This window comes from Streptomyces sp. NBC_01546 (assembly GCF_045208355.1).
Classification (GTDB): domain Bacteria; phylum Actinomycetota; class Actinomycetes; order Streptomycetales; family Streptomycetaceae; genus Streptomyces.
In genome coordinates this window covers 6,697,663-6,716,152 of the sequence record NZ_CP109379.1, presented here as the reverse complement: position 1 = coordinate 6,716,152, position 18,490 = coordinate 6,697,663, and the positions used below count along the sequence as shown (strand labels likewise).

General features: G+C 67.7%; 11 protein-coding genes and 2 pseudogenes. 10 read left to right on the top strand and 3 right to left on the bottom strand.

Translation table 11 applies throughout. From position 1 onward, the window contains the following. Positions 1-51: 51 nt before the first annotated feature. The 7 genes and pseudogenes from OHA89_RS30770 (at position 52) to OHA89_RS30740 (ending at position 5,988) form a co-directional block, all read left to right on the top strand. The gene (locus OHA89_RS30770; protein ID WP_406367583.1) at positions 52-936 is read left to right on the top strand and encodes a phosphotransferase enzyme family protein; all 885 of its coding nucleotides are present in this window, start codon (positions 52-54) and stop codon (positions 934-936) included. Next, positions 933-1,409: an NUDIX domain-containing protein gene (locus tag OHA89_RS30765; RefSeq protein ID WP_398429972.1), complete on the top strand. Its 477-nt coding sequence runs from the start codon at positions 933-935 to the stop codon at positions 1,407-1,409. The genes OHA89_RS30770 and OHA89_RS30765 overlap by 4 nt, the downstream gene beginning before the upstream one ends. Then, a complete protein-coding gene (locus OHA89_RS30760; protein ID WP_406367581.1) occupies positions 1,406-2,689 on the top strand; it encodes an MFS transporter in 1,284 nt (427 codons plus the stop codon). The genes OHA89_RS30765 and OHA89_RS30760 overlap by 4 nt, the downstream gene beginning before the upstream one ends. A gap of 11 nt (positions 2,690-2,700) precedes the next feature. Next, the gene (locus tag OHA89_RS30755; RefSeq protein WP_398430023.1) at positions 2,701-3,285 is read left to right on the top strand and encodes a class I SAM-dependent methyltransferase; all 585 of its coding nucleotides are present in this window, start codon (positions 2,701-2,703) and stop codon (positions 3,283-3,285) included. Between the two features lie 32 nt (positions 3,286-3,317). Then, positions 3,318-4,478 (top strand): bifunctional class I SAM-dependent methyltransferase/NUDIX hydrolase, encoded by a 1,161-nt coding sequence (locus tag OHA89_RS30750; protein ID WP_398430025.1) that lies wholly within the window; start codon positions 3,318-3,320, stop codon positions 4,476-4,478. 33 nt (positions 4,479-4,511) lie between these two features. After that, positions 4,512-4,880: pseudogene (locus OHA89_RS30745) on the top strand (PIG-L deacetylase family protein); the annotation flags it as partial. 299 nt (positions 4,881-5,179) lie between these two features. Continuing rightward, positions 5,180-5,988 (top strand): IS5 family transposase gene (locus tag OHA89_RS30740; protein WP_406367579.1). Its coding sequence is split into 2 segments (ribosomal slippage): positions 5,180-5,497 and positions 5,500-5,988, totalling 807 coding nucleotides; the frame shifts between segments, so codons are not numbered across the junction. Between the two features lie 145 nt (positions 5,989-6,133). Here the strand turns inward: OHA89_RS30740 and OHA89_RS30735 are convergent. Then, positions 6,134-6,632: pseudogene (locus OHA89_RS30735) on the bottom strand (transporter); the annotation flags it as partial. 805 nt (positions 6,633-7,437) lie between these two features. Here OHA89_RS30735 and OHA89_RS30730 point away from each other — a divergent pair. The 3 genes from OHA89_RS30730 to OHA89_RS30720 all read left to right on the top strand — a co-directional run bounded on the left by OHA89_RS30730 (position 7,438) and on the right by OHA89_RS30720 (position 14,823). Next, the gene (locus tag OHA89_RS30730) at positions 7,438-8,634 is read left to right on the top strand and encodes a hypothetical protein (RefSeq protein WP_406367578.1); all 1,197 of its coding nucleotides are present in this window, start codon (positions 7,438-7,440) and stop codon (positions 8,632-8,634) included. After that, on the top strand, positions 8,631-12,062 hold the full coding sequence (locus OHA89_RS30725; protein ID WP_406367576.1) for a hypothetical protein: 3,432 nt from the start codon (positions 8,631-8,633) through the stop codon (positions 12,060-12,062). Before OHA89_RS30730 ends, OHA89_RS30725 begins: the two co-directional genes overlap by 4 nt. A gap of 76 nt (positions 12,063-12,138) precedes the next feature. Next, complete coding sequence (locus OHA89_RS30720) at positions 12,139-14,823, top strand: RNaseH domain-containing protein (protein WP_406367575.1); 2,685 nt, start codon at positions 12,139-12,141, stop codon at positions 14,821-14,823. A gap of 25 nt (positions 14,824-14,848) precedes the next feature. Here the strand turns inward: OHA89_RS30720 and OHA89_RS30715 are convergent, their stop codons facing one another. Further along, complete coding sequence (locus tag OHA89_RS30715; RefSeq protein WP_406367574.1) at positions 14,849-17,008, bottom strand: DEAD/DEAH box helicase; 2,160 nt, start codon at positions 17,006-17,008, stop codon at positions 14,849-14,851. A 53-nt stretch (positions 17,009-17,061) separates the two neighbouring features. Then, complete coding sequence (gene brxD, locus OHA89_RS30710) at positions 17,062-18,414, bottom strand: BREX system ATP-binding protein BrxD (protein WP_406367573.1); 1,353 nt, start codon at positions 18,412-18,414, stop codon at positions 17,062-17,064. Between the last annotated feature and the right edge of the window lie 76 nt (positions 18,415-18,490).

Sequence of the window (18,490 nt, the reverse complement as noted above, 5' to 3'; positions counted from 1 at the left end):
CCGTGACTTGCGCTCCCCGTACTCGTCGCACCCGAGCACGAGGTGCACGGCGTGAGGCAGACGAAATCCCTGCCCATCGCCGTGCAGCGCTGGGCGGAGCAGTTCACCGGGCCGGTCGTGACCGTGCGCGACGCCTCGCACGACTGGCACCGCTCCCGGGTATGGGAGCTCACCGGCGAGAGCGAGGCCCGCTGGTACGTGAAGGTCGCGCCCTCGGGGCAATTCTTCGCCCGTGAGACCCGGGCCTACCGAGGAGTCGTTCCCGCGCTCGGGCACAGCCGGGCGCCCCGTCTCCTCGCCAGCCGCGCGGACGACTTGGCGCTGCTGCTCACCGTGGCGCCCGGTGGCCCGGCACCTGGGCTGGGGCTGACCGCCGCCGAGTGGCGGGCCGTGCACGCGCAGGCCGGCATGCTGTGCGCCCGGCTCCACGACGCCGGTGCGCTCGACCCCCGCGACCGAACGGAAGCCGAAGCGTCGCTGGTGGCCGCGGCCGATGGCGCGGAGAAGTACCTGGGCCGCGCTGGGGACCGGCTCACCGCGGACGAGCAGCAGCTGGTCCGCGACTACGCGGCTCAGCTCCGCCGCGTCGGACCGGTGCCGCTCGGCTACATCCACGGCGACAACCAGCCGAGGAACTGGCTGTGGTCCGAGGCGGGACTCGCGCTCGTCGACTTCGAGCGCACCCGCCCGGCCGCCCGCGTGCAGGACCTCGTCATCCTCGCCGTCACCGAGTGGCTCGACCACCCGGACCGCGAGAGAGCGTTCCTGCGGGCGTACGGGCGCGACCTCACCGGCGCCGAACGGCATGTACTGCGCTGCCTGACCGCGCTGGACGCGGTCAACTGCCTGGCCTGGGGCCCGGATAACGGCCATCCCGAGGTCGCCGCTAGAGGCCGGCGGACCCTGGAGCGGCTCATGAAGGAGGACCGGCCGTGAGCAACGTCCATCGCAGCATCACGCACGTCATGGTCCTGCTGCACCATCCAGCCGACGGCCGGGTTCTCACCGTCCGGCACCAGCCGCGGTCGTGGCACTCCCCCGGGCTACTCACCGTCGTCGGCGGCCGACTCGAAGCCGACGAGTTCTTCGACGAGGGCGCCGCACGCGAGCTCGCTGAGGAGACCGGCATCCTCATCACCCCGGGCCGTCTCGAGTTCTGCCAGCTGGTCCACCTTCACGCCGCGGACGGGGAACGGGTGACCGGCGTCGTCTTCCTGGCCAGGGAGTGGGAGGGCGAGCCGTACAACAGGGAGCCGGACACCCACAGCGAGCTTGTCTGGGTCGATCCCGCCAGCCCGCCCGACGACTGCCACCCTTTCACCCGCGAGATCCTCCACTTCTTCGCCGCCGGGCACCGGTACGCCAACGTGGTCGCCCCTGAGCTGGCCGTGGGGGGTGAACCCCGGTGACGGTCGCCGCCGGGCCCCGTAAGACGACCGCCTGGGCGCTGCCGGCCTACCGGTACCTACTCGGCAGCGAGGCCGTGACCCTGGCCGGGTCGGGGGTGAGCGCCGTCGCTCTGCCCGCGCTCGCGGTCCTGGAACTGCGCGCCACCATCGGGCAGGTGGCGACGCTGGCGTTCCTCGGCCAGCTTCCCAGCACGCTCGCTCTCTGGGCCGGGGCCTTGTCGGACCGGCACGCCAAGCGTTTCCAGCTCCTCGTCTCGGACCTGGTGGCCGCCGCGGTGCTCACTACGATCCCGGCCGCCGCTCTGGCCGGGGTGCTCACCATCGGCCAGCTGTACGGGGTGACGCTCGCGGTGGGCGCGGCCAAGGTGGTCCGCGACGCCGCGGCCATCAGTCTCCTGCCGGCCATCGTCGCCCCGCACCTGCTGCACGACGCCAACTCCCGCCTGGGCGCGGCTTCCTCGGTGGCCGACAGCGCGGGCAGCAACGTCGGTGCGGCGCTCGTGGGCGCCGTCGGCGCCGCGCGGTCACTCCTCGTCGACGCCGGCTCCTTCCTCGCCTCCGCCTGGCTGGTCTGGCGCATCCGCGCGCCCGAGCCTCACGTGTCCCCCGTCGGGGCCGAGAAGTCGCGCGGCCTCATCCGGGACATCGCCGCCGGCGTGCGCTACGTGATCGGGCAACCGACGATCCGCACGGTGATCGCGGCCCTGGCCGTGCTGTCCTTCGGCCTCGCGCTGATGAACACCTTCTGGGCGTACTACCTGCTCACCGCGCTCGGTGTCTCCCCGACCGCGTTCGGGGTGATCATGGGCACCGGAGGCATGGGCAGTCTGGCCGGTGCGCTGCTCACCTCACGGATGACGGACCGGTTCGGCGTGGGCCCGGTGATCATCATCGGGTTCGCGGTCAGCCCCCTCGCCCAGGTGCCGCTCCTTCTGGCAGGGCCCGGCCGCGGCTGGCAGATCGTCCTGGCCGCGACGCTCGCCGCCCAGTTGTTCTGGGCGACGGCCGCGGGAGTCAGCCAGCGAACCTTGCGGCAGATCCTGTGTGCCCCGGCCTTTCAGGGGCGGATGCAGGCGGTCAGCACCACCGTGACCGCCGGAAGCCGTCCGCTGGCCGCCGCGAGCGCCGGCGCACTCGCACTCGTCCTGGATGTGCCGGTCGTCCTCGCCGTCGGTGCCCTGCTCCAGATCGTGCCGGTCCTCTTGCTGCTGGCCTCTCCCGTACGCGCTCTGCGAACCATGCCAATCCTGCCCACCCCCGCGGCCGTGCCGCCCGCCTGAGAGGGAACCTCGTGACCGCCACCGCATCCACCGCGAGCCCGGCCTACTGGGAGCCGCTCTGGCACAGCCGCCGTCGCTACCGGCCGCTGTGCCAGGCCGAGAAACAGCTGATGGCCGAGCACCTCGGCCCCGGCGAGGGCCGCCCCGCCCTCGACATCGGCAGCGGCGACGGCGGCCTCGCCCGCCGCCTCCACCACGAGCTCGGCTACCGCACGACTGGCATCGACTGCTCCCCCAGCGCCATCACCCTCGCCGCCGCCCAGGACACCGGGCCCGGACCGACGTGGCAGTGCCTGGACATCGCCACCGGCGACCTCACGACGCTCCCGGACGCCGCCTACGCCCTCATCACCTGCCGCCTGGTCTACCGGTGGATGGACGACAAGCCCGGCTTCCTCAGCCGTGTCCGTCGCCTGCTCGCGCCCGGCGGCACCTTCTGGGTCGTCACCGAGATCGCCGGCCGCCGCGCGACCACCGACCCGAGCCTCCTCGGCCTCGGCATCTCGCCCGCGGACGCCGAACTGCTCACGGCCGGCTGGTCCGTCGCGCGGACCGCCGACCTCGACGTCCTGCACTGCTACGCCCTGCGCCCCTGATCATCCGCCCCGCGAACGGAAGGAAGTCCATCGTGCTGGACGTCGAGAAGGAAATCGGCAAGATCTGGAGCCTCTACGGCTGCCATCAGCTCGACCGCTCGTTCGACCTGCCGGAGCTGGGCGAATGGGCCTGGGATTTGTCGCAGGCCGGGCCCGGAATCAGCGTGCTCGGCGAGGTCGCCGGCCTGCGCGTCCTGGACCTGGGATCCGGAGTTGGCCGACACGCAGCTCACCTAGCCGCCCTCGGCGCCGACATCACCGCCGTCGACGCCTCCCCCACCCAGCACCAGCGTGCCCTCGCCCGCTATCCTGACGTCCCCGGCCTGCGCCTGGTGTGCGCCGACGCGGTCGACCACCTGCGGAAAACCGACCCCTATGACCTGATCTATTCTGTCAGCGGAGTCCCCTTCCTAGATCCGCACCGCCTGCTGCCCGCCCTGGCCAACGGCCTCAAGCCCGGCGGGCGTTTGTTGTTCACCGCGCTGCACACCAACTCGCACGGCGACAGCCCCTCCGGCTCCGTCACCGCTCGCCCCGAGATCCTGCGGCTCCCCGGCACGGACACCGAACACCCATTACTCATGTGGGTCCTCGAACCGCAGCTGTGGGAGGACCTCCTCGTCGACAACGGTCTCGTCATGGAGACGGTCACGCCGATCGACTCCCCGCAGGCCGACCAGCCGTTGTCGTACCGGCTGTACGCGGCTCGCCGCCCCGGACGGATCCCCAGCCGGCCCCGGACATCGGCGTCGCCCGCACCGCAGGCAGCGCTGGGGGTCGGCATCATCGTGCACGGCCCGGACGGTGTCCTGCTGGGGCGCCATCGACTCGGCACGTGGGAAGTACCCGGCGGAGCACTGGAGCCCGGCGAGACGTTCGCCGAGGCCGTGATCCGAGAGCTCGCCGAGGAAACGGGACTGATCGCGAATCCGGCCGACGTGCAGGTGCTCGGCACGCTTCTCGACCATGTGGGCGGCGTCCTCCGACTCACGGTGCCCGCGCTGGTCACCCGCTGGTCCGGCACACCACGGGAGCTGGAGAGGACCATCGGCTCGTGGCGGTTCTGGAGCCTCGACGCGCTGCCCCAGCCCCTCTCCGTGCCAAGCAGCCAGTGCCTGACGGCATGGAAGCAGGAACTCCCCCTCGACCACCCGCCGGCCGACTTCCAGCCCTACAGCACCCACCTCGCTTAGTCCGACGGCCACCCTCAGGAATGGAGCTCCGTCATGGCCCGACCGTCGCGCCCTTCACTTCTCGCCGTCTTCGGCCACCCTGACGACGAAGCGCTCCCGGCAGGGGGCGTCCTGGCGCAGCATGCCGCCGCAGGAGCGGACACGGCCGTCGTCACTGCGACGTGGGCCTCCGGTACCCGTCGAGCCACGGGGCTGGCCGATGCCTTGACCGTTCTAGGCGCCGGGGAACTGCGGATGCTCAGCTATGCCGATGCGCGCGTCCCCGAGTCAGCCCCGGGCCGGCCGCGGCTGTGCGATGCGCCGATCGACGAGCTGGTCGAGGCGGTCGACTCCCACATCAGGGCGGTACGCCCGCAGATCCTGATCACCCACGACGCGTACGGTCAGCTGACCGGGTTCCCTGTCAAGTTGATGTGTTCAACTTTTGAGTTTCGTCACCGCTGGCCGACGGCTCCTGTGACGACCCGAGGGGTCCGGCCTCGGCGGGCCTGCGTGCCCCGAGAACGCTTTGGGGGGTAGCGGGGAGGAGTATCTTCCCCCTTCTTTCATCTGAGGGCGGCGCTGAGGCGGAATCCAGGTCAAAACTGCGGAGACCCCTGGAGTGTGAGTTCCGGGGGCCGTGCTTAGAGCTTGTAACAGGATCTTGTTGAGATGTCCTGGTCGGGCGTAACCGGTGTGATGATTCGGCCGTTCGTGAATGCGTGAGCACTCGGCCGTGGATCGTAGACGACGACCTGTGGGCATTGATCGAGCCGCTGCTGCCGCCCTGGCCTACGCGGTCGCCAGGGCCGCGGCCGGTGGCAGACCGGTTGTGTCTGCAGGGCATCTTGTACGTGCTCTGCAATGACATCGCGTGGCAACTTCTCCCCCCTGAGCTGGGGTTCGGCTCAGGGCAGACCTGCTGGCGGCGCCTGGAGCGGTGGCAGCAGGCCGGGGTCTTCGACCAGCTTCACCGGATCCTGCTCGCCGAGCTGAACGCGGCCGGCCGGCTCGACTGGTCGAGGGCGTGCGTGGACGGCTCCCACGTCCGCGCGAAAAAGGGGGCACCGACACCGGCCCGTCGCCGGTCGACCGGCGGAAGACGGGCAGCAAGCACCACCTGATCTGCGACGGACGCGGTACCCCACTGAAAGTCATCACGACCGCGGCCAACGTCAACGACGTCACCCAGACCCTCGCCCTGGTCGACGGCATCCCACCCGTGGCGGGCCGCCCCGGCCGTCCCCGCAGACGCCCGGACGCCCTGCTCGGCGACAAGGGCTACGACTCCAACCCCAACCGCGATGAGCTGCGCAAACGCCGGATCCTGCCTGTCATCTCCCGCAAGGGATCCCCGAACATCCAGGGCATGGGCAAGCTCCGCTACGTCGTGGAGCAGACCTTCGCCCTGCTCCACCAGTTCAAACGCCTCGCCGTCCGATGGGAACGCCGCACCGAGCTCCATGACGCGTTCGTCTCCCTCGCCTGCAGCCTCATCTGCTGGCGACGCCTCACCAAGCCCGATTCATGATCGTGTTACGAGCTCTTAGTGATGCCGTCGCCGAGGCCGAGAAGGGCCTCGTCCGCCGCTGCTGCCAGCTCGACGATCGACTTGCACCCCGCCCCCACCGGCTCGGTGCGCTGCTTCCGCCTGCGGTGCGTCGAACGCCCGGTGGCAGCAGCCAGAGTCTCCAGTCCGATGAGGCGGGTGCCGAAGAAGCGATAGCGGACCAGGTCGATGCTGCGCCAGTGCTCACGCACAGCGTGGAGGTCGTAACGGGTGTAGTCGCCGGCCACGCAGATCAACCTGGGCTCGCTCCACAGCACCCGGGCCGCAGCGTCCGATCCGAGCCTGTCGCGGACCAGTTGCTCAAACTCGCTGCGATGGTCCACGAGCCAGCTCAAGTAGAAGAGTCCCTGGTTGATCACGCCTGGATCCGTGCCGCGCTTGTACTCGACAACGACGGGAGCCCCGTTCGCGTCGAGGCCCAACGAATCGATTCGGCCGGCGTGGACGGGTCCTGTGCCGTACTCGGACGCCAAGAACCGAACCCCCAACAGCGCCTCCATGTTCGCCTCTACGAGGCGCTGCACGTCTGCTTCGGCCTCAGCAAGCCGTGGTGCGAACTCGCTCACGTTCCCGTCCGCTGTCTGGAACAACCGCAGCTCCAACACCTCCCCTCTCCGTGGATGCCCCTAACGCTCAGCATCGCAGGCATATTTCCTCACCGGGAGGTGATTACAGAGCGTGGCAGCTCACCGTTGGCCGTGGGTGCAGCGGGAGACGGCACACCACGGGTATCCGCACAGCAGAAAGCCGCCCTCCAGCCCGGATGTCATACCGGTTGGGAGGGCGGCTTTCTGTTGCTGACGACACGTCAGCAAACAAGCCGGGCGTGCGTCAAACGTGCGTCACGTGCGTCAGACATGCGTGAAGATATCGCCCGTAACGCACATAATGCACACTCAACAAAACTGCAGGTCAACGGCCCTTCTCAGCAGGCTCAAGGATCGCGACGCAGTCGACATGATGGGTCACAAGAACCAGGTCTAGGCATAACAGGTTAAAGAAGACCCCTGGTCAGCGGCACGCGAGACGCAGAAGGGACGCAAGGTCAATGTGCGTTACGTGCACGATGGGCGCTACGCGCGACCTCTGACGCACGACCGGAAGGCGAGTGTCGAGGGGAGATTCCTCACGCCTGGAACAGACGCGCATAAGGACACCACTGGGCCGACTGGTGACGCATGCCTTCCATGCAAGAAAGCCGGCGCTCCGACCTCACAGGTCGGAGCGGACCGCACCCAGAGACACGATCAGGAACAATCGTTCGCCATCCGTACGTCGCTGAAGGTGCAGGAGGGGCATGACGGAGGAAGGGATTGCTCTCTTTGGGTGAAGGAAGCGGCAGTTGCACCCTCCACTGCGGTAGGAATCGATGCCGAACGGTGCGTATCGCTCTTCTGTAGAGGATTAGGTATGACCTTGCCTGGCTCTGACGTGTTGGTCAGCGCGCATGAACTCAGCGCTCCCCAGCGCCTGGCACTGGAGGCATGCGTGATTGCCGCGTCAAACCTCTCCACGGCGGAGGGGGAGGCAAGGGCCAAGTTGGATGTCTTGCTGGAAAGCCACGGCAGGTACTTGCGGGCACATGGACCGGGCGCGGGTGCGCTGCGGTTCGGTGCCTTTCGCCGCGGGCTGTCGGGTCCGCTGGAAGAGCTCCTTCCCGGAGGCCGAGTTCCCAAAGATCTTCAGGGCCTTACGTTGCTTGACGCGGAGGGCCGTGCCTCTGCCGCCTTGCTGCAGCTGGCGTTCGAGGAGCTCCCTCTCGGATCAGCTTCCGGGCTCGATGTCGACGTACAGCATCTGCGCAGCGTGATGCGCGCCGTATCAAAGTATCGGCCAGGCACGCCCCTCGCTCGACTGTCACCAGAGATTGTCCAGCACAGTCTCGTTATGGCTTTGATGGCTGCTGGACAGGAGCAGTATGTCGCTGGACGCGAACGATTGATTCTGGCGCCGGTGCAGAAGCGGCGGGCCGTAGCCCGCTTGCCGCAGGTACTGCGCCAGCTGTGCGTCTACACCGAGATCCCTGCTGACCGGAGCTTCCTCGGGTGGTGTGCGCGCTGCCCGTTCTGCCAGTGGACGATGCACGCGTTCCCAGACCGTGATGGCGGGGCGACCTTCCGCTGCGCTTGGCAAGAGCATCGGGACCGTGGTGCCGAGTTCGGCATGCTGATCACAAACGCGAGGCCACACCTCACCTTCAGTGGCGAGCTTCGGGTGAACCTTCCCCAGCCGCTGCTCGCTGAGGAACACCTTGCCCTTTCCTACGGGCTGTGGCTGTGGATCACTTTGCCGGGTCTTTTCGAGGTCGCGCTGCGCGACAAGCTGCTCGGTCTGGGGGCAGACGTTGAGCTGTGGCCGTTCGGTGACGCCTATGACTTGCATGTCAGCAAAGGGGGACAGACCTGGCGGCTGGACGCAAAGGTCTGGAAGGACACGCATGGCCTTGCTGAGTCTTTGCGGGCGAAGGAGACGTCAGTCCCGCGCATGTTCATTGTGATCCCTGACCATCTCAAGTCATACGTAGGGCTGTTGGAGGGAATTGTGGGGCCACTCGGCTGGCATGTGCTGACCGAGGGCCAGCTGCTTGCCCAGGTAGCTGCGGCGTGAGTGGTCTCGTCGCCGCCCTTGCCCTGGCCGAGCACTACTTCCCTACGAAGGACGAGGAGGCATCCGCCTTTGTCGTGGACCTGGGCCAAGCGGCGGGGCTCTTGTCCGGACGCTTCCCCGCTGCCTGGAGGGGCTGGGCATCCCTGCTGTACCCCGAAAAGCAACGTGTTGGACGCATGCTGCGTCATCGGACGCCGGAACTGGCGAGCTACAGCCGCATGCGCGAGCAGGTGGCGGAGCTGCTGACCTCCGATGACGACAACCTGATCAAAGCCTGCTATCGGCCTGGCAAGGTGGACACGTCCGGCCGCCTCCTCACCTTGGTGCCCATCCACGGCCAGGCTCCGTTGGAAGTCGCCGACCGCGCCTTGGATCAGGCGGAGCGTGCCCAGCGAGGCTCAGCCAAGGTTCGCGTCGCGGGGAACGGCCGATGGCAAGCCTCTCTGGGCGGACGTGCCATCCAGGTGGATTTCACCGCTGATGGCAAGCCCCGTTACGACCCGCCGCAGTTCACGACCAAGGCCGCCTGTCTCGACCTCATGGTGGACTTGGACGCCCTGCTGCTGACCGCGAGCCTTATGGACTCAACTGTCGATGGCCCCGCCTACCGTCATCGACAGTTGCTGGTGTTGTTGACCGCCGCTATGGGCTACCGGGAAGGCCAGCACTGCAGGATGAGTCTACGGGCCGGCGCGCTGCTGCATCTGAGTGCGCCTACCGGAGCAGGCAAGAACGTTCTAGCCCAGGTGCTGTGTGTCCACTTGGCCCTGCTCGGATACACGGTCGTCTTCGTGGCCGGTGAGAACGACGACGTTTACGTCGAGGCTGCCATCATCGACGGGGTCTTGAACAGGCTCAGCAGTCATGGCGATGCGCCGAGGCGTCGTTGTACACCGCTCACTTCCCCGCACGGGCGCCATGAGTTCACGCTGAAGAGCGTCAAGGCTGACAACGATGGTGTCCCTCTGAGCCTGCTTGGCCCCAAGGTCTTGGATCGCATCGACCAGGCCGGTTACGGATGCCCCGTCAGCGACATGGTGGAGGTGAAGCCGGGCGTCCGCGGTGGTCAGGAGCCCTGCCGCACATGGGTGCGGCCGGGCCTTCCGCCCGACGTGCCCAATCCCCGCCATCTGTGCCGCTATGTCCAGGACTGCGGAAAGTTCGATCAGATCACCGCCGCCGCCACGGCGTCGGTGATCGTCACCAACCATGCGTTTCTTCTGTCCGGCCGTATCTCCGTGCCCGTCTCCATCGACGGTGTCATCCGCAGCAGCATCAGCGCTCAGGAGCTGCTGCTACGGATCTCTCATCAGGTCACGATCGACGAGGTCGATCAATTCCAGGCTGCCGGTTTCACTCAGAACACCAAGCAAGCGGTCTTGGCCGATCACAGCAACCGCACCACGGTCCTGCGTGATCTGGAAGCGGACATGGATCATGTCGCACCCGCTGTCTCTCTGGCTTTCCGCCGCCCGGTAACCCGCATGAAGTACCTGGCCGAGCAGTTCCTCGACCTGGTGGCGGAATCCGTGATCCGCCCCGAGCCCCATGAAGCCCGCCTGCTGGCCGCGGGCAAAGACGCCGGCGCTGTGGCGCGCAGCCGCCAGTACCGTCAGCACTGGTACCAAGCCAGTCGCTACGACCGGGACCTGCTTGAACTCCTCATCGGCGTCGATCCCGACAGTCAGGCCGACGCCGCTCAGCGCGAGGAGCTCACGGCACTCATGCCCGCCGCGGCAGTACGGCCCAAGGACCGCGTCCCGCTCGATCAACTGCGACCCGCCCTGCGGCCCGCTCGGCGCCTGCTGGAAGACATGCTCAGCCTCGACGAACGGGAAGGCTCGCAGGCCGAAAGTCACGCGTCCGCCATCAAGGCACAGCTCCGAGAGTGCCTCCTACCGGTCCTCCGGGGGAACTTCCCCTTCGATGAGGACGCATACGGTGACGACAAGGAGTTCTGGGCCGAGAACCTGCCTGACGACCTCGCCGAACACGAGCGCTGGCTTGAGATCCAGACTGCTGGCGCCCTACACAGCCTGATGATGAAGACCTGGCTGTCCACACTCCAGCGTTGCGTGTTCGAGCTAGCACGCAAAGCCGATGAGCTCCGCGAATCCGGACTGCGCTCGGCCCATAAGCTCGCAGATGAGACCGGGCTTTACGATGGCGCTACCGTCATTCCCTATGGCCCACTCGGCCACTTGATCATCGGGTTCCGTATCGACGGTATCGAAGACCCCTCTGGTCGGCCCCGGCTGACCCTGGAAATGCTGCGCGGCGACCCGCACATTCACACCGCCTACCTCGGTGACGTAGTCGCCCTGGCTGCCGCGGGCCACCAGCGGTCAGTCCTGGGCATGTCGGCTACCGGATTCCTGCCCCGGGCCGCCGCCACGCATCTGATTGTCCCGCCGACCTGGTGGATGTGTGACGACAACGCTGGCCGCATCGACTTCTTCGCCAGCACCCCGCAGCGCAACGGGTCCTCCATCGCGGTGGGTGGGACGCGTCTCTCCGAGCGCGAGGACAACGTCTACGACCTGGCATTCGCATGGGCCCCCGAACTGGCCGTCTCGCTTGCCCGACTACGGGCTGACCCCGCCACACGTCATCGTGCCCACGGACTGGTGGCCACCAACTCCTACGTTCAGGACCGCATCTTCGCCCACGGCCTCCACGAAGGGCTGGTCCGCGAGGACATCAGCATGAGTATCTTCGCCGCCGAGTCCGACGACCCCGGCGTCACGGCTAGGCTGCCCCGCATTCCCGAGCAGATCGGGCGCATCACCCGCGACCGCTTCGTCGACCTGGTCGCACTTAATGGTGACGTGATGGTCGCACCCCTGACGCGCTGCGCCCGTTGCCTGAACGTACTCGCTGAAGGATCGGACGGCCGTCGAGAATCAGCTATCGGCCTCATCGCCCTCGCTATCCGGCCCGTCATGCCGCTGGATTCCCCAGCGGACATGGCCGCCAACATCGCGGGCCACGTCTACCGGCACCTGCAGCCATACGACGACCTCGCCCGCGCTCTGCGCCACGCTCGAGCCCTCGCGATTGAACGCATCCAGCTCCTGCTCGGCTCGCCCAAGCGATTCACCGCACTGCACCCGGACCTCAAGTGCGACCTCGTCGCCACCGTGGTCGGAAACATCACCCAGCTGGCCGGCCGTGGGCGCCGTGGGCAGACCGACGTCGAGTTCCACTTCCTCGACGGCGCCTTCCATGACACCAGCTGGGGAAGTGATCTACCCGCCCTCCTCCGCATGCTGTACGAGTCCTATACGGAGGACGAGCTCCTCCGGACCGGTGCCGTTCATGGTCGGACGGCCGAGAGCTTCCTCCACTACGCGGCTGCCAGCTCTGACCTGATCAACCGACTGAACCAGGGCCGCGGACTCACCTCCACAGGAGCCGGTCATTTCTAGCGAACCTCCTCCCTTCCGCGGCAAGCGTCTGCGCCACCTCGCCTACTGCATCACCTCGGCCGTCTGCGGTCGCATCGTGACCTACCTCCTGCCCCGGCGCGCCGCCGACGCCTGGTACGACCTAAGCGCCGCCTACGAGAAGACCGTCGGTAAGAAGGACGTCCAACCGCCCTACCGAGCACTCGACAGCGTGCTGCGGGCCGTCCACGGGGACTGGGTGCGCTGGCTGCTGCACAGCGACGGCACGATCCGGATCGTCGCTCGCACTCAGATCGATCCCGAGGACCTGCAGGACGTGCTGACCTTCTGGGCCGAAGCCGTCCTGCCCGGACAAACGGGAGAGCAACTCGGTCAGCTGCTGGGTGACATCGCGGCCAGCACTGCCCCCATCCCAGGACCGGCCCCGCTTCCAGCTATCCGCGGCGGGCAGACGGAACACTGGTGGGCAGCCGAACTCGCAGCGTGGAACCTCGCCGAACAACTAGCAGCAAGCCCGTGGACCCTTGACGGACAGGAGATCACCTGGCGCATGGACACCCTCGGTGTCCTCAATGCGTGGGACCACACCATCCCCGGGCCTCCCAACCGCCACGGGCAGTGTCGGTACCAGATGCCACGCCTCGCCGTCTCCCAGGGCACCAGTGGTCACCTGTCCGAGCCCGTCCTGAACATCAGCGCGTCCGCCACCTTGCTGGCCCGCTCCTGGTACAAGGTGCGCACGATCACCCATCACCTTCCTGGTCTGCCACTATTGCTTGCCGCCCGCACCGACGGACCTCGTACGGCGCCCCGCCTCAATGTGCCGATGGTCGCAGTGGCCCGCCGCCTGGCCGGCAAAGGAGACCTCCCTAGGCCACGGGACCTCAGGGGCCTATCGGTCCTCCCGGATGACCTGGAAACCATCAGCCTCTCGGCGCTCGGTTCTCTACGGGCCATCCAGCCCAAGACCGAGTCCGCTCCGCTGGGCCGCGGCATGGGCATGGAGTTCTACCGGCAAGTCGAGCAACAGGTTGCTGCTGTCAATCCCGAACTGGCGGCACGTCAGCCCCGCTTTCTTGCCGTGCCCAAGCTGCCTCTGCCCCATGTCCCCGGTGAACGAGTCCACAAGGGACTCATCCAGCCGGAAGACATTCCCATCACCCTGGACGCGGCACACATCAGAAAGCTGAAGATCGTCGCGCTCTGGAATACCGAGAGTGTCTGCGCCCGCATGCGTCAGGCTCTCGTCACACAGTTCGGCCTACCGGCTGACGCCCTCACCGGCCCCAATACCACCCACCGCTGCGCTGACGACCGAGTCGAAATCGTTCTTCGCCACGACAAGCACAACATCTTGGCTCACGGCACGATGACCTCGGAACAGCGCCGAGAGCTTCTGCACCACCACCCCGAGCTGCAGCCCCGCCCCGGGTGGACGGTCTCCGTCTTCGGTGAAACTCAAGGTCCTCAGACCAACGCCCACACCCCGCACGCCCAGCGAGAAGAGCTTGAACGGCAGGACGGCAAGCACCTCTCCCAGCGCGCCCTGGCCACGCACGGGATCGGCACCCAGTACCTGCAGCACATGGCCGAGAAGCCGCCTGCGCTCGGTGAGCAAGTCGGCGAAGAGACCGGCGATGAAACCATCCAAGCGGCAAGGCCGAAAGCCAAGCCCTCGGCACAAGCAGAGGCCAAGCGACGCGCGGCCTGGCAGAAGAAGAAGCAGCACACCGCTCTCAACGCAGTCCGCGACCTCCTACGCCGCCACGGCCTCGTAGACACCCGCCTCAGCCACGCCTTCGCGCCCATCGGACTCAACGACGTCTGGCACATCGGCCTCTGGCTGCGACGCCACGCCACCCGCTCAACAGCCAGCCGCCCAGGAAACCAGCAGCCAGCACCCGTCACCCTCACCTTCACCGCCATGCGTCCGGCGAACGGCACCGCCGGCGGGCCCTGGCAGACCTGGGCATGGTCCCCACGCAGCGACCGCTGGCAGCCCTACGTCCAGGCCACCACCCAACTCCACGCCGACGACCTCGGCATCCCGATGGACGAGGAGCAGATTGCACAGGCCGCCCACAACGCCCTCGCCGCAGTCCGCCGTCAGCTACCGCACCAGCGCCCCTACATCGTCTACGTGGACGGCGATGCCACGGAACGGATCTGGACCGGCCTTCGCGATCTGTCCTTGGCCGGCGAACAGCCCCCGGAACTGAACACCCCGCGATGGCTCCCTGGTGGCACCCTGCCCTCCACGCAACGTCCCATCGGTGTCGTACGCGTTCTGCCCTTCTCCCGACGCCTTGCCCGCCCTGTAGGTACCGAACGGTGGGTGCTGGACAAGTCCACAGGGCAGTGGGCCAAGCAGGACAACCACACCGTACGCGTCCTCTTCCAACTCCAGGCGCCTGGCCCTGACCATCTGCGAACCGCCAGCTTCGCCCTACCGAACGTTCCGAAAAACTATGCCGAACTGAAGCACCGCCCAGGCCGTGACTGGACTCGCTGGTCAACTGAGGCGGAAGACAGCCTCCGTAAGATCTTTTACGCGCACACCAGCACCCATTTCACCGCCATTGCACTCGACCCCGAGGAAGATCCCGAATGGATGGGGAAGGCTGCGGCCATCCTCACCAACCAAGCAGCAGCCTGGGACTACCGCCAGTCCCACCCAACACCACTACACCTGGCCCGCAAGATGGACGAGGACCATCCCCACCACCGGCGAACAGTTGAGCAAGAAGGCGCCGAGGAGGAGGACGTCGACGAATCACATTGAGTCGGCGGACCAGGGGCAGGGGCGTTCATCTGCCCCATTCCACCCTCACGAGCTCGCGGGCGGCGGCGAGGGCCCCGTCGAAGTCAGCCAGGCGCGCGGCAAGCGTAGAGGTGGCGAGTGGCGGCGGCAGGGCGGCGGAAAATTTGAGGCCGCGGACAGCACGCGGGTCGACGGTGGGCAGGGTCAGAGAGTTGGGGAGTTCGGCGCGGGCGGTGTTCCAGTCATCAAGCCTAAGGTCCTGGCGGAGACGGACGTGGGTGTCTGTAGGGCGCTGAACGGGGTCAGCAAGGTTTCCGAGGGAAGCTGTGAGAGTGGCGTTGGCGCGGTAGCCGGCCCAGGTCCACCAGCGGGTGGCGTCTGCGTTGCGGACCAGGAGGGTGCCCGCCGGGTGTACTTCGTGGGGTGCTCGGTCCATGCGGAGTTCGGCAAGGGTGGCCGTCGCGCGGCGGGTGAGGCGGACGTCGGGGTCTGTGCCGAGGAGGACGTCGCGCATGGCGCGGGTGAGGGCGTAGGAGAGGCCGCGGGCTTCGCTTCCCTGCCATTTGGCGATGCCTCCGTCTTCGACGGGTTCGACGAAGGCGCGACGTCGAGCCCAGTCGATAAAGGTGACCTGCCAGCTGCGGCCGGCCAGGAGTAGGCGTCGCGGGCCTGGGCGTTCCTCGGTGAGGACGGTGGGGTCGGTGGTCCCGATCTCCTTGCGTCCGGCAAGCACGGTGAACTCAGGCGGTGCCGTGAAGGAAGCGGTCAGCTCCATGAAGTGGCGTCGGCCGAAGTGTTTCTCGGCTTCGGTGCCAATGAACAGCATGCCGCCGTCGCTGTCGAGGAAGCCGCCTTCGACGAGGTGGGACAAGAGAGGGCCAGCGGAGCGGTCGAAGGGAGCCAGACCGTTCCATTGTTCGGGCCACAGGCGGTCGCCGAGGCGGTGTTCCTGCAGGGTGACAGCGAGGATTTGTTGTGCGACGAGATGACGGGGTGAGGGAGGCGGGGTGACGGGTTCGACCCAGCCTCGGGACCACAGGGTGAGCAGGCCGGCGGCTTGGAGGAAGGCATCGGGCCGGGTGGCGAGGAAGAGACAGTTACGGGAGGTGCCGCTGCGGCGTCCGGTACGGCCGATGCGTTGCAGGAAGGAGGCCACCGTGCTGGGTGAGTCGATCTGGATGACGCGGTCGAGGTCGCCGACGTCGATGCCGAGTTCGAGGGTTGAGGTGGAGACGATGACGCAGTCGCGTGCTTCGGCGAAGGCCTGCTCGGAGCGGGCACGTTCGTCGGTGGAGAGGGAGGCGTGAGAGAGGAACACGGTGACGTCTCGGGCTCGTAGTGCCGCGCCGAGCTCTTCGACCTGCCTGCGGGAGTCGCAGAAGACGAGCCGTTTTTCGCCCTTGTGCAGGGCGGCAATTACTTTGGCAGCGTTGGCGAGGGATCCGACGTAGTCGAGTTCCACCTCTCCTGCGGGGCGCGGGAGATTCTCGGCGTCGGCTGCTGCGGTCCCGCTGCCCGGCAGGGTCACTCCGGGTGCGACGACTCGGCCGGGGCGGTCGGCGGGGCTGGCGCCCTGGAGCCAGGTGAGCAGAGTGTCGGGGTTGCCGACGGTGGCGGAGAGGCCGATGCGCTGGATCCGTTGGCCGGCCAGTCGTTCCAGGCGTTCGAGTACGGCGAGCAGGTGCCAGCCGCGGTCGTCTCCTGCGAAGGCGTGCACCTCGTCGACGACGACGGCGCGTACGCGGCCCAGCATGTGCGTGTGGTCGGTCTTGACGCTGATGAGCATCGCTTCGAGGGACTCGGGCGTCGTCAGCAGGAAGTCGGGGGACTCTGTTCGGATGCGGCGGCGTACGGACTCGGGGGTGTCGCCGTGCCAGAGCGCGGCTCGGCGGCCCAGCCACTGGGCGTAGCTGTCGACGCGGTGCACCAGGTTGTTCAGGAGGGCCTTGAGGGGGGCCAGGTAGAGGACGGAGGTGCCGGTCCAGTGCTTTTCCCGCATTGCGGACAGCATCGGGAAGGTGGCGGCCTCCGTCTTGCCGCCGGCGGTCGGCGCGAGCAGGATCGCGTCCTCACCGTCCATCAGCGGGTGCACGGCGGCCTTCTGCAGGGGGCGCAGGTCCGGCCATCCGAGCGTGTTGACGATGTGGTGCAGGACTACCGGGTCGAGGCGTTCCACCGGGTCGGTGGCGCGCGGCTGGTCCTGCACGTCTTTGGCTCCTGCGCTGGTCGTCTGAGGTCGGGGCGTCGAGGAAGGGCTCTTCAGAGCTCGAGGTCGAGGTCGTCCGCGGAGGCGGTCGGCGTGGGCGCAGCGAAGTTCCGTTCGGTGGCGGTGAGGTCGCCGCCGGAGACCGTGAGCTTGTAGTGCGTGCGCGGGTCGAAGTCGGGGAATTGGTCGATCCGGTCGAGCACATCTCCGACCAGTTTCTTCAGGTACAGCCGTGGTGCTACTCCGACCTTTCCGCCGAGAGCACCGCCCACGGCCCGTGCCAGGTCGGTGAGGTACGCGTCGTCGGCGAGCTGCTTGATCCGGTCGGGGGACTGGGAGCCGTCCGCGTACAGGTCGCGGATGGTGGCGCCCAGGCCGGTCAGTGACTGCTCGGTGAATCCGGGCAGCCGGATCTGGACGGCCCGTGGGTTGTCGAAGCGGGGGTCGGTGGTGAAGTCGGTAGCGAGACGCTGGGCGAGTGGTGCGAGTCGCTGTACGCCCTGCTGTCCGTCGTAGAAGGCGGGCGTTCCGGTGATGACGAGGTACAGGCCGGGGAAGCGGCCGGAGTGGACTTCGTCGATGAGCTGCCGGAGCGCGTTGAGTGCTTTGTCGCGTGCGTCGGAACGGACCCGTTGCAGGGTCTCCACTTCGTCAAGGACGAGGACGAGTCCGGCGTGCCCAGCATCTCGGAGCACGGTGAGCAGGCCCTGCAAGAAGCCGAAGGCACCGAAGTGGTCCAGGTCGCCGCGGACGCCTGCGCTGCGCCGGGCGGCTGCGGCGACGTGTGGCTGGCCACCGAGCCAGGCCATGACCGCGGCGGCGGTGGCCTCGTCTCCGGCGTCCAGGGACTGCTTGTATCCGCGTAGGGCGGTGGCGAATGCGGGGGCGTGTCGGGAGACCTCGGCAAGCCGGGCAGTGAGAAGCCGATCTACGGCCTGCGGCAGCTCGGCCTCGCTCGCTCCGTCGGCGAGTGCGTCCTCCTCCAGCGCGTAGAACCACGCGTCGACGACCGGCCGCAGCGCGCTCGGCGGGAAGCTCACGGTGGTCAGGCGTTCGGTGAGCCGCCGGTAGACGGTCTCCAGCTTGTGCAGTGGGGTCTCGGTCTCCGACACCTGCACTTCGGCTACGGCGAACGTGCGTCGTTTGGCGCGTTCGCCGAGCCAGCGTGTGAAGAAGGTCTTGCCGGATCCGTACTCGCCACGCACAGCCTTGAACACCGAGCCGCCGCTGGCGACGGCGTCCAGTTCCTCGTCGATTGCTCCTTCGAAGCGGCCCAGGCCGGTCGCGAGCAGGTCGAGGCCGCTTTCGGGGACAGCGCCGCGCCGCAGCGCATCCACCACGGCGCGACGTCGCACGACGCCGACCGGGGCGGCAGCCCCTGATGCTGAAGATCCAAACGCGTTCACCCGAACAGTCTCCCATCCGGCCGCCCACCTGGCCGGATTCCGACGCCAACGCCTGACATCCGGCACGCGGACCGGG

What these genes read in the sequence shown, in the direction of transcription:
- OHA89_RS30730 (WP_406367578.1), top strand. Translation starts at nt 7,438, where the DNA reads ATGACCTTGCCTGGCTCTGACGTGTTGGTCAGCGCGCATGAACTCAGC.